Below are 13,960 nucleotides of genomic sequence, written 5' to 3' on the forward strand. Positions count from 1 at the left end.
TCGCTGTCGCTGGGTGAGGGGCGGTCAGGACTGGCTTAGCCGACTTGCACGACGGTTTTGATGCCGGCGTGGAAGCGGTCGTAGGCGCGGTAGGTGCCGGGTCGGGTGAAGACCAGGGAGAAGGTCGTGCGGTCCACGGACGGGTCGGCGGACAGCACACCTGACCGGACTGTCCCGGTGCCGTCCCAACGGCGGCCGCGCGGCACGGCAGGCGCGGTGTCGGTGGCCGTCGTGTCGGCCAGGTGTGGCGGGTGGTCCAGACCGAGCTCGACCGTGTGGGGGGAGCGGTCGTCCACGCGCCAGGTGACGGCGCCGCCGACCGGGACGCGGACCGCCCCCGGGACGGCGGTCAGGACCTCGGCGGCACTCCCGGCCGGCTGGGGGCCCAGGAGGACGACCGGACGCCCCGGGCCGGACGTGGTGTGCGGGACGACCTGCTGTCGTGCCGCGGCGACCTCCGCCGGTGGCAGGGGAGCAGCGGTGGTCGGGTCCTCGACGACCTCGATGTCGACGTACATGTCGGGGTGGACGGTGCAGGTGAAGCGGTAGGTGCCGGGAGGCAGGTCGGGGGCGAGCGGGAGCTCTCTGGTCTCCCCGGGCAGGAGGGCACCGAGGGAGAAGTAGGAGCGGCCGTCGTAGGCGGAGGGGCCCTCGACCGGCGGGATCGGGCAGCCGCCGGTCGCGCGCGCCGGGTCGCCGCCGCGGCACATGCCCCAGGAGCCCGGGTTGGGGAGGTGCCCGCGACCGGCGGCGACGAAGAGGGGTGGCGGGGAGTCGGCGGGTGCGCTGGTGAAGAGGTGGTGCACCGGGGACTCGTCGTCCCCACCGTGGCCGGGATTGCCGCTGTGCAGCACGACCACGTCGCCCGGCCGGGCCTGGACGGTCACCGGGCGCAGGTCGACGACGTCCGCGCTGCCCTGGTCGAGCAGTACGTCTCGCCGCTGCGAACCGTCGTCGGGTGCCGGCCCGGAGCGGCCGCCGCCCTCGGGCGTGCAGGCCGCGAGGCCCGCCGAGAGCAGCAGCGCGACGACCAGCAAGCGGGGCCGGGCGGGGAGGCTCCCCGCCCGGCCGCGTGCAGGAAGGGTCACCTGCGCAGGTGCGGCGCGACGCTGATGGTGGCCGTCGTGCCGGACATCGAGGGGGCCAGCATGTTGTCGCCGGCGACCTGCAGGATGGCGCAGTGCGGGACGTCCTCGATGACGACCTGCTCGCGTGGCGTCCCGACTCCGTTGTCGGAGCCGTAGAAGCCCCATGCCGTGGTGATGCTCAGGTCGTAGTCATCCGTGGGCAGCGCCCAGGCCAGGTCGATGGTCACGTCCGCGGTGACCGAGCGAGTCGGGCTGAGGTCGACAACCCATGTCTGGCCTCCCCAGGCGAAGTTGCCCGGGAGGCCGCCGCCCAAGGCCTGGCTGTCGGTCGTGGTGACCGCCCGGAAGTCAGAGGCTTCGTTGGTCGACCTCATGGCGGGCACGGCGCAGGGCTTGCCGATCTTCTTCCGGTCCGGAGCCGGGGGCGTCGGCCCCGCTGGCAGCGGCGCCTCGGCGTCCAGGCACGCCTGGTCGGGGCGCACCTGGGAGAGCCAGTCGATCGCTCGGACCAGCGAGAGCTGGTACTCCGGCTGGGCCCAGGTGCTCTCGTTGTGGCCCATGTTGTTGTAGAAGACCCGGCCGTCGCCGAAGCTGCGCTTCCACGCGATCGGCTGGTCGTCCTCGTAGGGCTGCGCGCCCTCCTGGATCCCGGCCGCGACCGAGGTCTCGTCGAGCGAGAGCAGCACCTCAGTGCCCGGCGCGTTCCGCGGCAGCGAGATGCCCGGGATGCCGCGGGCGCTGCGCCAGCGGTAGTACTCGTCGGCCATCTCGAAGGAGTCGCTGTGCGACCAGCCCGCCACGATCGGGTCGGTGCGGTCCTCGACGAACATCCGCGCCGGCGGAGCGCCCGCGCCGTGCGGGTGGGAGTCGAACTGTGCACCGAAGAGCTTGGTGTGCTCCGCCCAGCCGTACTCGCTGTCCAGCGCGGCGTGGATGCCCAGGTTGCCGCCGCCGCACGAGGACCAGCGGACGACGTCCTCGCGCTGCTGCTGCGTCATCGGCGCCTTGCCCGTCGTGCTGACCCACATCAGCACGTCGTACTGCCGCAGCGTCGCCATCGACAGGTCGGCCGGGTTCTCCGTCACGGTGACGTCGAACTTCCCAGTGTCCTGGGCCAGCTGGACCATGGTGGTCTCACCCGTGGTGATGCTCGGGTGGCGGAACCCGTAGGCGCCGCCCCAGACGAGCACCTTGGGTGGCTCGGCCGCCTGCGCCGGCTCGACCGGGCCGAGCACCGGCGTGAGGGCGGTGGCGACGAGCGCCGCCGCCGCGGCGAGGAGGAGTGGTCTTCGCATGGTGTGCTCCGATCGGGATTGCAGGGAGGGTACGGCGGGGATCATCGGGTCACCGTGAACGTCCACGACCGGCTGGCCGCGTTGCCGGCGGCGTCCTCGGCGACGATCCGGACGGTGTGCTGGCCGGTCGCGAGCCGCTTCGGCGGCGTGTGGCTGACCCGGCCGGTCGCCGGGTCGTGCTGGATCGCGACCTCACGCCCGTCGACGTACAGCGCGATGCCGGCGGCCGTCACGCCGGAGAAGGCGTCCTGCACCGTGGCGCCGATGGTGGGCTGTCGGCTGGACGTGGCCGAGCCGTCCTCGGGCGTGAGCCCGGTGATGGTGGGCGGAGCGGTGTCCGCCGGCAGGCCGATCCCGACGAACTCGATGAAGTTCACCCGCATCATGCTCGAGGGCGCCACCGGGTTGGGCGGGACCAGCGGGTTGCGGAACACCAGGTGCAGCGTGTGGGTGCCGCCCGGGTCGTCCACGGGGACCTGCACGGTGCGCCAGCTGGCGTCGGTCAGCGAGCCCGGCACGGTCGCGGAGCCGACCAGCGGCCCGTCGGATGCGTCGAGGCGCACCTCGACCCGGCCGCCCTGGGGGCCGGGGGAGACCCGCAGGCCGAGGCGGTCGATGCCCGTCAGGTTCACCGGGCGGTACGACGCGTGGTCGCCGTCCTCTAGCTGGCCGATCGCGCGGCCGCCACCGCCGGCGGGATCGCTGATGTCCACCACGGCCACGCCGGACTGGGCGGAGAAGTGCTCGGCCTGCTTCACCCGCGGCTGGAGGACCGCGCTGTCGGCGCCGGTGAGGGCCGGGGCGCCCTCCGCACCGCCGTTGTCGGTGTAGGTGGCGGTGACCGCGACGAAGCTGGACTGGGTGTCCGGCTCCCAGGCCGTCGGCACGGTGAACGTGCCCGAGCAGCCGGTGAAGCTCTGGTCGCCGTGGGCGTGCTCGTTGTGGCCGAGCGCGGTGTCCACCCGGACCCGTGCGCAGTCGATCTGGCCGTCCTGTGGGTCGCTCACGCGCACCCGGAAGGACAGCCGGTCGCCGTAGTCGAACACTCCACCGTCCTCCGGGAGCAGTAGCTCCACCGAGGGCCGCTGGTTGCCGACCACGACGGTTGCCGACGCGGTCGCCGACTTGCCTGCGGTGTCCGTCACCGTCAGCTTGGCCACGAACTCGCCGTTGGTGCGGTAGACGTGCGTCGCGTTGGCCGCGGTGCTGTCGGTCGTGCCGTCGGCGTCGAAGTCCCAGGCGTAGGTGAGCGCGTCCCCGTCGGGGTCGGTGGTGCCGGCGCTGGAGAACTGGACGGTCAGCGGCGCCAGGCCGTCGGTCGGCGTCGCAGATGCCCGTGCGCTCGGGGTCCGGGAGCCCTCGACGTAGTTGATCTTGTAGAGCGCCGCGTCCGGGCTGCCGCCGGCGTACATGCCGCCGTAGCTCGCGCTGCCGTAGTCGAGGACGTAGAGGGAGCCGTCGGGGCCGAACTCGAAGTCCATCGGCGCCGCGATGGTGGCGGTGTCGAAGAAGGGGCGGATTGCGGCCGGCTCGCCCTGGGCGCCGACGGTGATCTCCTTGATCCAGCCGCGGCCCCACTCACCGAGGAAGAAGTGCCCGTCGAAGTAGGCCGGGAACTTCACGTCCGAGACCAGGTCGGGGTCGTAGCGGTAGACCGGACCGGCCATGGGCGACTCCGAGCCGGTGCCGAACTCGTCGGTCGAGTTGCCGTTGTAGTGGACGGTGCCGCCGTCGTACCAGATCCAGGGGGTCAGGGCGGGCGGCAGCTCGCGCAGGCCGGTGTTGCGCGGGGAGTCGTTGACCGGGTTGGCGCAGTCGAAGGCCGGGCCCGACGTGCCGGTCGCGAAGTCGTAGTCGCGGTAGGGCAGGTTCGGTCCCGCGCAGTAGGGCCAGCCGTAGTTGCCGGGGTGCCGGATCTGCAGGACCTCGACGTTGCCGCCCGGCCCGCGGTTCGCGTCCGCCGTGGCGGCGTCGGGGCCGTACTCACCGACGTAGAGCCAGCCCGTCTCGGGGTCGAGGCCCATCCGGAACGGGTTGCGGAAGCCCATGGCGTAGATCTCCGGGCGCACCTTGGTCGGGTCGGCGTCGGGATAGGTGCCGCCCGGGCCGAAGAGGTTCCCGGCCGGGATCGTGTAGCTGCCGTCCGGCTCGGGGTGGATGCGGAGCACCTTGCCGCGCAGGTCGTTGGTGTTGCTCGCGGTGCGCTGGGCGTCGAAGCCGGGGTTCCGGGTGGGGCGCTCGTCGATCGGGGTGTAGCCGTCGGACTCGAACGGGTTGGTGTCGTCGCCCGTGGAGATCAGCAGATTGCCTGCCTCGTCGAAGAGCAGGTCGCCGCCGACGTGGCAGCACAGGCCGCGGTCCGCGGCGATCTCGAGGATGACCTGCTCGCTGCCCAGGTCGAGGGTGTCGCCCTCGAGGCGGAAGCGGGACACCAGGGTCTTGCCCTCGTACGGCGCGAAGTCGGCGGCCGTGCCGTCGGTAGGAGCGTCGCCCTCGTTCACCCCCGGGGTGGCCGGGTCGTCGGCGGGTACGCCGGGCATCTCGGGTGCGTACATGACGTAGACCCAGCGCGAGGTGGTGAAGTCGGGGGCGACGGCGATGCCCTGCAGGCCCTCCTCGTCATGCCGGTAGACGGGGATCTGCCCGGCCAGCGTGGTGCCGACGCCTTCCTCGCTGAGGAACAGGCGGCCGTCGCGCGAGGTGTGCAGGGCACGCCCGTCGGGGAGGACGGCGAGAGCGATCGACTCGCCCGCCGAGCTGGGGCCGAACGCCAGGGTGACCTGGTCGAAGCGGCTGTCCGGCGGCGGGTCCTCCGCCGAGGCAGGCGCGGTGAGCGTGAGGGGGAAGAGCAGGCCGGCCGTGAGGGCAAGAGCGAGCCCCAGGCGGGTAGGCGGGAACGCAGGCATGACGTGCCTTTCGCAGCAAACAGGAGGGGTGCAGGACACTTTCGTCGGAAACTTGCGAAAGTGTCAATGGAGTCTTCGCAAGTTTCGGGCGGTCAGCCCTGCTCGCCGCCCGAAGCTGGCCTGCGCGGACGGGGCGGCGCAGTCCCGCCCGCGTTCCGGACCACGGCGGTCACGCTCCCTCTCGACGGCACCCATGTCGCCGCGTCGTACGACGTGGGTGTCCACGTGGACAGATGACCGGCCTAGGCGTGTCGACGCCCTCGCCGAACGACACGTCTCCGGCGTGCGAAGATCGCGGCGTGCTTCACTCCCTCGCCGGCCGGGCCGAGAGCCCGATGCAGGCCCGTGTCCTCGCGCTGCTACGTGACGAGGGGCCGCTCTCGCGCGTGCAGCTCGCCGACCGGCTGGGAGTCTCGCGGACCACGATCGCGGCCGAGGTCACCCGCCTCAGCGAGCTCGGCCTGGCCCAGGAGGCAGGGCAGGCAGCGTCCCGGGGCGGGCGCCGCTCGACGCTCGTCGACCTTGCACCCGACATCAGGTTCCTCGGCATCTCGATCGGGGCGACCGGCATGTCGGTCGGCCTCACCGACGGGCGCCTGGCCGTGCTGGCCATCCGCTCCAGGGACTGCGACATCCGGCAGGGCCCGGAGATCGTGCTCGCGACGGCGCTCGAGGAGGCCCGTGCGGTGATGGCCGAGTGCGGCGTGGAGCAGCCGCTGGGCGCGGGCATCGGAGTCCCCGGGCCGGTCGACTTCCACCGTGGCGTCTCGGTCTCGCCGCCGATCATGCCGGGGTGGGACGGCTACCCGGTCCGCGACGCCGTGGCGCGTGAGCTCGGCTGCCCCGTCGTGCTCGACAACGACGTCAACGTGCTGGCGGTGGGCGAGCAGCACGCGGGAGTGGCCAAGGCTGCCCGGGACTTCCTCTACGTCAAGATCGGCACCGGCATCGGCTGCGGCATCGTCGTCGACGGCGAGCTCTACCGGGGCGTCGACGGGTGTGCCGGCGACATCGGCCACATCCGGGTCGAGGACTTCGGTCCCACCTGCGCGTGCGGCAACGTGGGCTGCCTCGAGGCCTTCTCGGGCGGCGCGGCTCTGGCCCGCGACGCGCTCGCTGCCGCGCGCTCGGGCCGCAGCCCCGTGCTGGCCGATCTACTGGAGCAGAAGGGCGAGCTGACGGCTGCGGACATCGCGATCGCGGTCTCGCGGGGTGATGCCCAGGCCGTACAGCTGATCCGGGACTGTGGCCACCGGGTAGGCCAGGTGCTGGCCAGCCTGGTGTCGTTCTTCAACCCCAGCCTGATCGTCATCGGCGGCCGCGTGACCGGACTGGGCCACGCCCTGCTCGCCGAGGTCCGTGGCGTTACCTACCGCCGTTCGCTGCCGCTCGCCACCGGCAACCTGCCCATCGTGCTCAGCGAGCTGGGCGACGACGGCGGCGTCATCGGCGCCGCCCGCCTGATCAGCAGCTCGGTCTACGCACCGTTCGACGGCGACCGGTCCTGAGCCCACTGCCGGCCGGAGTCTCCCGCCCCGACGCGCCTGCCCCGTAGTCGTGCGCGCTCCCTCGCGGGCAGGGTCGTGGCCTGAACTTTGTTCGCGAACTTTGCAAAGTGTGACTCGAACTTTGAGAAATATGCCGCCAACCTCTTGTGAAGGCGTGAGGGCGGGCCCTACTTTGAGGCAGCACTGATCAATCCGTGACCACGGTCACGACCTGGAGGACCCATGGCAGACGAGCATTCGGCCGGGGCCGAGCTGTTGCGCATGCAGGGCATCGGCAAGAGCTTCCCCGGCGTCCGCGCGCTCGACGGTGTCGACCTCGACGTCCGGGCCGGCGAGGTGCACTGCCTCCTCGGGCAGAACGGCGCCGGGAAGTCCACGCTGATCAAGGTCCTGAGCGCCGCCTACCAGCCCGACGGCGGCACGATCGCCTGGGACGGCGAGGAGGTGGAGCTCACCACGCCCGTCAAGGCGATGCGGCTCGGCATCTCCACGATCTACCAGGAGCTCGACCTGGTCCCCGACCTGAGCGTCGCGGAGAACGTCTTCCTCGGCCACGAGCCGGCGAAGGCTGGCTTCACGCAGCGCGGTCTCACCAACAGGCGCACTCGGGAGCTGCTCAAGCGCCTCGGCCACCCGGAGATCAGCCCCACCCGGCCGGTCCGCGACCTCTCGCCGGCCGCGCAGCAGATGGTCAGCATCGCCCGCGCGCTCTCCCACGACACCAGGTTGCTGATCCTCGACGAGCCCTCGGCGGTGCTCGACCAGGGAGAGGTCGACAACCTCTTCCGGGTCATCCGGGACCTCACCTCCGAGGGCGTGGCGGTCGTCTACATCTCCCACCGGCTGGAGGAGATCCGCCAGATCGGAGACCGCATCACGGTGCTGAAGGACGGCCGCACGGTCGCCACCGGCCTCGAGGTCGGGGACACCCCGACCTCGGAGCTGATCAAGCTGATGACCGGCCGCTCGATCGAGTACGTCTTCCCGCCACGCACCGAGCGCCCGCGCAGCGAGGCAGTCCTCGAGGTCCGCGGCCTCGCCCTCAGGGGCGTCTTCGAAGGTGTCGACCTGACCGTGCACGCCGGCGAGATCGTGGGCCTGGCGGGCCTCGTCGGCGCCGGACGCTCCGAGATCATCGAGACGATCTACGGCGCGCGCCCGGCCAGCAGCGGCACCGTCACCGTCAGCGGCCGGACCCTCCGGCGAGGCAGCGTCGCGCAAGCGGTGCGGGCCGGCATCGGGCTCGCGCCCGAGGAGCGCAAGAGCCAGGGCCTGCTGCTCGACGAGGCCGTCTACAGCAACATCACGGTCTCCAGCATGAGCCGGTTCGCGAAGGCCGGCTGGCTAGACCGGGCGGCGGAGAAGAGTCGCGCCCGCGAGCTGACCGAGTCGCTCGACGTACGTCCCAAGGGCGTGGAGCGAGCCGTCCGCACCCTGTCGGGCGGCAACCAGCAGAAGGTCGTCCTGGCGCGGTGGCTGCTGCGCGACTGCAAGGTGCTCCTCCTGGACGAGCCCACCCGCGGCGTCGATGTCGGCGCCCGGAGCGAGATCTACCAACTGATCCGCGGACTGGCCGACGCCGGAGTCGCGGTGGTCGTCGTCTCGAGCGAAGTCGAGGAGGTGCTGGGGCTCGCCGACCGTGTGCTCGTCGTTCGCGAGGGACACGTCGTCCACGAGGCCCCGGCCGCCGACCTCGACGAAGCCCGGGTCCTCGACCTCGTCATGGAAGGGAAAGTCGCATGACCGAGCTGTCCGACACCACGAGGGTCGAGCAGGCCGCCGAGGAGACCGCGCAGGAGACGGGGCGCCTGGCCGTGCTGCACACGAGTGCAGGCCGCAACCTGGGCCTGGTGCTCGCACTCGTCATCCTGTGCGTGGTCGGCGTCGCGACCGCCGGCGACCGGTTCGCCAGCGTGGACAACATGATGACGATCCTCCGCCTGGCCAGCGTGATCGGCGTGGTGAGCATCGGCATGACGTTCGTGATCACCGGCGGCGGCATCGACCTCTCCGTCGGCGCGATCGTCGCGCTGTCCAGCGTGTGGTGCACCACGCTCGCCACCCAGCAGCTGGCGGAGGACACGCACTGGATCATGATGGTCTCCACTGCGCTCCTCGTCGGCGTCGGGTGCGGCCTGGTCAACGGCCTGCTGGTCGCGTACGGCGGCGTGGTGCCGTTCATCGCCACGCTGGCCATGCTCGCTAGTGCCCGCGGGTTGGCCGAGATCCTCGCCCAGCGCCGCACCCAGCTGGTGACCGTGAACGAGTTCGCCGACTTCTTCCGCGGTGACCTCCTCGGCGTGCCGGTGCTGGTGTGGATCTTCGTCGCCGTCGCAGCCGTCGGCTGGGTCGTGTTCAACCGCACGACGTTCGGCCGGCGTACCTCCGCCGTCGGCGGCAACCCCGAGGCCGCGCGCCTCGCCGGCATCGACGTCCGCCGCCACACCCTGATGCTCTACGTCGTGGTGGGGCTGTGCTGTGGCATCGCTGCGCTCATGATCACCGCCCGCACGACGACAGGCTCCAGCACGCACGGCGGGCTCTACGAGCTCGACGCGATCGCCGCGGTCGTCATCGGCGGCACCCTGCTCAGCGGCGGCCGGGGCACGATCGTCGGCACCGTCTTCGGCGTCCTCATCTTCACGACGCTGTCCAACGTCTTCACCCAGAACAACCTCTCCAGCTCGGCTCAGTCGGTCGCCAAGGGCGTGATCATCGTCCTCGCGGTCCTCCTGCAGCAGCGCTTCGCCAACCGCTCCACCTCGTCCTAGACGACGCAACCCTGAGGAGACACCCCATGTCCGCACGTTCACTCCCGCGCCGCCGCCGGCTCCAGGCCAGCATCGTCGCCGTCGCCACCGCAGGCCTGGTCCTCACCGGTTGCACCGGCAACACCGTCGACAACTCCGGAGACGAGGACCGGGCGACCGCGGTCAGCGACAACGACGAGGCCGGCGAGACCGTGACCATCGGCTTCTCCGGCCCAGCGGCCGACCACGGCTGGCTCGCGGCCATCAACAGCAGCGCCCAGGAGGAGGCGGAGAAGTACGAGGACATCGACCTGCAGGTCGCCGAGGGCACCAACGACCCCAGCCAGCAGATCGCCCAGGTCGAGACGTTCATCAACAACGGCGTCGACGCGATCGTGCTGCTGCCCACCGACGGCGCTGCTCTCACCGACGTCGCGATCGAGGCCATGGAGGCAGGCATCCCGGTGGTCAACGTCGACCGGGAGTTCAGCTCGCCGTTCGCCGCCCGCACCACGATCCTCGGCGACAACTACGGGATGGGTGTCTCCGCCGGCACCTACGCCTGCCAGCTCATCGAGGAGAACAACATCGCCGACCCGGTGATCGCCGAGATCGCCGGCCTCGACAGCCTCCCGCTCACGCAGGACCGCTCCGACGGGTTCAAGGACGCGCTCGAGGCCTGCGACCAGGAGGTCGACAACCGGGTAGCGGCCGAGTTCACCGTGGAGTCCGGCGAGGAGCAGGCCTCCAACCTGCTGCAGGCCGAGGACCACATCGACATCATCTGGAACCACGACGACGACCAGGGCGTGGGCGTCAAGGCGGCGTTCGACAACGCCGAGCGCGACGAGTTCTTCTTCATCGGCGGTGCCGGCTCGCGCAACGCCATGGACTGGATCCGCGACGGGGAGATGGAGGCCACCGTCCTCTACCCGCCGACGCAGGCTGCCGACGGCATCCGCCTCGCCCGGCTCATCGCCCAGGGCAAGGGCATCTCCGACCTCGTCCAGGTCGAGGTGCCGCGCCGGATCGTGCTCAACGCGCCGGTCGTGACCGCAGACAACGTGGAGGAGTACTACGACCTGGGCTTCGAGTCCTGACAGCCAACCACCCGCGACGACGGATCGAGGTCAGATGACCGAGCACACACCCACCCTGTCCGTGGGCATGATCGGCTACGCCTTCATGGGGGCGGTCCATTCCCAGGCCTGGCGCACCGCACCGCACTTCTTCGACCTGCCGCTGCGGCCCCGGATGACCGCGGTGTGCGGACGGGACGCACGGCGGGTCGCGGAAGCGGCGGCGACGCTGGGCTGGGAGGAGTCCGAGACCGACTGGCGACGGGTCGTCGAGCGCGACGACATCGACCTGGTCGACATCTGCACCCCGGGCGACACCCACGCCGAGATCGCCATCGCGGCCCTGGCCGCCGGCAAGCACGTGCTGTGCGAGAAGCCGCTGGCCAACTCCGTGGAGGAGGCCGAGGCGATGGCGGAGGCGGCGCAGGAGGCGGCCGGGCGGGGGGTCCGGGCGATGGTGGGGTTCACCTACCGCCGGGTGCCCGCCATCGCGCTGGCCCGGCGGCTGGTGGCCGAGGGCCGGCTGGGCGAGATCCGGCACGTCCGGGCGCAGTACCTCCAGGACTGGCTGGCCGACCCCGAGATCCCGCTCTCGTGGCGGCTCGACAAGGCCAAGGCCGGCTCGGGGGCGTTGGGCGACATCGGCGCCCACGTCGTCGACCTGACCCAGCACATCCTCGGCGACCCGATCCGCGAGGTGAGCGGCCAGCTCGACACGTTCGTCAAGGAGCGCCCCTTGGCGGAGAGGACACGGGGCCTCTCCGCCACGGTCGCCGACACCGCGACCGTCGAGCGGGGGCCGGTCACCGTCGACGACGCGGCCGCCTTCATCGCCCGGTTCGCGGGCGGCGCCCTCGGCGTCTTCGAGGCCACCCGGTTCGCCACCGGCCGCAAGAACGCGATCCGGATCGAGGTCAACGGCTCGCAGGGCAGCCTGGCGTTCGACTTCGAGGACATGAACGTCCTGCACTTCCACGACGCCACGATCGACGACCTGGAGGGTGGCTTCCGGCGCATCGTGGTCACCGAGCCCGGGCACCCGTGGGTCGGGGCGTGGTGGCCGCCGGGCCACGGACTGGGCTACGAGCACGGCTTCACCCACCAGGTCGTGGACCTCGTCCAGGCGATCGCAGACGGTGTCGACCCCAGCCCCACCTTCGCCGACGGCCTGCAGGTCCAGCGGGTGCTGGCCGCCGTCGAGACCAGCTCCGACACCCGCGCCTGGCAGGCGGTCTCCGCATGAGCGGCCCAGCAGCCTCGGCGTACGGCACCCCACACGAAAGGGACTGACAATGACGCGCCCGATCACGCTCTTCACCGGCCAGTGGGCGGACCTGCCCTTCGAGGAGGTGTGCGAGCTCGCCGCGGGGTGGGGCTACGACGGGCTGGAGATCGCCTGCTGGGGCGACCACCTCGACGTGTGGCAGGCCGCCGAGGACGACTCCTACGTGAAGTCGAAGCTCGACCTGCTGGAGCAGCACGGCCTCCAGGTGTGGGCGATCTCCAACCACCTCAAGGGCCAGGCCGTCTGCGACGACCCGATCGACGAGCGCCACCGCGGCATCCTGCCCGACCGGATCTGGGGCGACGGCGACCCGGAGGGCGTGCGGCAGCGGGCGGCCGAGGAGATGAAGATGACGGCGCGCGCGGCCCAGCGCCTCGGCGTACGGACCGTCGTGGGGTTCACCGGCTCCTCGATCTGGAAGTACGTCGCGATGTTTCCGCCGGCGACGGCCGAGATGGTGGAGGCGGGCTACCGCGACTTCGCCGACCGGTGGCATCCGATCCTCGACGTCTTCGACGAGTGCGGTGTGCGGTTCGCCCACGAGGTGCACCCGTCCGAGATCGCCTACGACTACTGGACGACGGTCGCCACCCTCGAGGCGATCGGCCACCGCGATGCGTTCGGCCTCAACTGGGACCCCAGCCACATGGTCTGGCAGGACCTCGACCCGGTGGCGTTCCTGTGGGACTTCCGTGACCGGATCTACCACGTGGACTGCAAGGACACGAAGAAGCAGCTGGGCAACGGCCGCAACGGGCGGCTCTCCTCGCACCTGCCGTGGGCGGACCCGCGGCGCGGCTGGGACTTCGTGTCCACCGGCCACGGCGACGTGCCCTGGGAGCAGTGCTTCCGGATGCTCAACGCGATCGGCTACGACGGGCCGATCTCGGTCGAGTGGGAGGACGCGGGCATGGACCGCCTGCGCGGTGCCCCCGAGGCCCTGGAGTTCGTGAGGGCCCATGCCTTCGACGCCCCGGAGGCGGCGTTCGACGCCGCCTTCAGCAGCACCGACTGACGATCGCGACCATTCCGGACCATTCCGACCAGGAGGAGACGCCATGTGTTACGGGTACGACGGCGAGGGTGCCCTGCGCCGCTCGCTCGCGGAGCGCGGCCTGAGCCGGCGGTCGCTGTTCGCCGGCGCGCTCGCGGGGGTTGCCGGGCTGGCGGTGGCCGGCAGCGCGGGTGCGGCTCCCGCCCACGCCGCCGCGAGCGCCGTACGCCGGGTGCCGCCGGGTCGGATCAGCATCCAGCTGTGGACGGTGCGGTCCGCGCTCGGCTGGCCCGGTGGCAACGCGGGCTATGACGACACCCTGCAGGCGATCGCCGGTATGGGTTATCCCCGCGTGGAGCAGGCGCTCGGCTACTTCGGCCGGACCGCGGCAGAGCTGCGGGCGTTCTACGACGAGCTGGGCATCCGCGCGTCGTCGTCGCACGACGGGATCGCCAGCTCGCCCGCCGCGCTGACGCAGAAGCTGGAGAACGCCGCGACCCTGGGCCAGCGGTTCATCGTGGTGCCGTTCCTCAGCTCCGGCTCGCTGTCGGCCTGGCAGCGGTGGGCCGAGCAGATGAACGCCGAGGCCGCGGCGGCCCGGCCCTACGGACTGGCCTACGGCTACCACAACCACGCGCACGAGTACACGACCGACCTCGGCGGCGGGGTGACCCCGTGGGACGTGCTCACCACCGAGCTCGACCCGGCGCTGGTGCACCTGGAGATCGACATCTACTGGGCCGTCACCGGCGGGGTGAACCGGGGGCTGACCGACGCCGAGGCCATCGACTTCGCCGTCGAGACGATCCTCACCGCGCCGCAGCAGGTGCGGCAGTACCACGTCAAGGACCGCCACGCCGCGGGCGGCGACATGGCCGACCTGGGCGCCGGGTTCATCGACTTCGAGAAGGTCTTCGCCGCCCACCAGGTGGAGGAGTACATCGTCGAGAACGACAGCCCCGACGTGAGCCCGCTCCAGACCGCCCAGGTCGGCTGGGACTACCTGCGCGCCCTGCGCTTCTGAGCGGCCCGCCGGTTAACGATCGTCACCATGG

The 13,960-nt window shown here is 71.5% G+C and carries 10 protein-coding genes; 7 read left to right on the forward strand and 3 right to left on the reverse strand.

What is annotated here, in order from left to right; all coding sequences use genetic code 11:
• Window positions 1–35: 35 nt before the first annotated feature.
• The 3 genes from DDE18_RS20620 to DDE18_RS20630 are packed head-to-tail and all read right to left on the reverse strand — an operon-like array spanning window position 36 to window position 5,289.
• Window positions 36–1,088 (reverse strand): cupredoxin domain-containing protein, encoded by a 1,053-nt coding sequence (locus DDE18_RS20620; protein ID WP_133241289.1) that lies wholly within the window; start codon window positions 1,086–1,088, stop codon window positions 36–38.
• Entirely contained in the window at window positions 1,085–2,383 is a 1,299-nt protein-coding gene (locus DDE18_RS20625) for a ThuA domain-containing protein (protein ID WP_165821269.1), read from the reverse strand. The genes DDE18_RS20620 and DDE18_RS20625 overlap by 4 nt, the downstream gene beginning before the upstream one ends.
• Before the next feature lie 41 nt (window positions 2,384–2,424).
• The gene (locus tag DDE18_RS20630) at window positions 2,425–5,289 is read right to left on the reverse strand and encodes a PQQ-dependent sugar dehydrogenase (RefSeq protein ID WP_116574176.1); all 2,865 of its coding nucleotides are present in this window, start codon (window positions 5,287–5,289) and stop codon (window positions 2,425–2,427) included.
• A 299-nt stretch (window positions 5,290–5,588) separates the two neighbouring features.
• Here DDE18_RS20630 and DDE18_RS20635 point away from each other — a divergent pair, with 299 nt between their 5' ends.
• The 7 genes from DDE18_RS20635 (at window position 5,589) to DDE18_RS20665 (ending at window position 13,929) form a co-directional block, all read left to right on the forward strand.
• Window positions 5,589–6,797: an ROK family transcriptional regulator gene (locus DDE18_RS20635; protein ID WP_211754663.1), complete on the forward strand. Its 1,209-nt coding sequence runs from the start codon at window positions 5,589–5,591 to the stop codon at window positions 6,795–6,797.
• A 222-nt stretch (window positions 6,798–7,019) separates the two neighbouring features.
• Entirely contained in the window at window positions 7,020–8,540 is a 1,521-nt protein-coding gene (locus tag DDE18_RS20640) for a sugar ABC transporter ATP-binding protein (RefSeq protein ID WP_211754664.1), read from the forward strand.
• Complete coding sequence (locus DDE18_RS20645; protein ID WP_116574178.1) at window positions 8,537–9,568, forward strand: ABC transporter permease; 1,032 nt, start codon at window positions 8,537–8,539, stop codon at window positions 9,566–9,568. The genes DDE18_RS20640 and DDE18_RS20645 overlap by 4 nt, the downstream gene beginning before the upstream one ends.
• Before the next feature lie 26 nt (window positions 9,569–9,594).
• A complete protein-coding gene (locus DDE18_RS20650) occupies window positions 9,595–10,647 on the forward strand; it encodes a substrate-binding domain-containing protein (protein ID WP_116574180.1) in 1,053 nt (350 codons plus the stop codon).
• 34 nt (window positions 10,648–10,681) lie between these two features.
• On the forward strand, window positions 10,682–11,869 hold the full coding sequence (locus DDE18_RS20655; RefSeq protein ID WP_116574182.1) for a Gfo/Idh/MocA family protein: 1,188 nt from the start codon (window positions 10,682–10,684) through the stop codon (window positions 11,867–11,869).
• A 49-nt stretch (window positions 11,870–11,918) separates the two neighbouring features.
• Window positions 11,919–12,926, forward strand: coding sequence for a sugar phosphate isomerase/epimerase family protein (locus tag DDE18_RS20660; RefSeq protein ID WP_116574185.1), 1,008 nt, complete (start codon window positions 11,919–11,921; stop codon window positions 12,924–12,926).
• A 43-nt stretch (window positions 12,927–12,969) separates the two neighbouring features.
• Window positions 12,970–13,929, forward strand: coding sequence for a sugar phosphate isomerase/epimerase family protein (locus tag DDE18_RS20665; protein ID WP_116574187.1), 960 nt, complete (start codon window positions 12,970–12,972; stop codon window positions 13,927–13,929).
• Window positions 13,930–13,960: the final 31 nt, after the last annotated feature.

The sequence above is a fragment of the Nocardioides gansuensis genome, from assembly GCF_003076135.1.
Lineage (GTDB): Bacteria > Actinomycetota > Actinomycetes > Propionibacteriales > Nocardioidaceae > Nocardioides > Nocardioides gansuensis.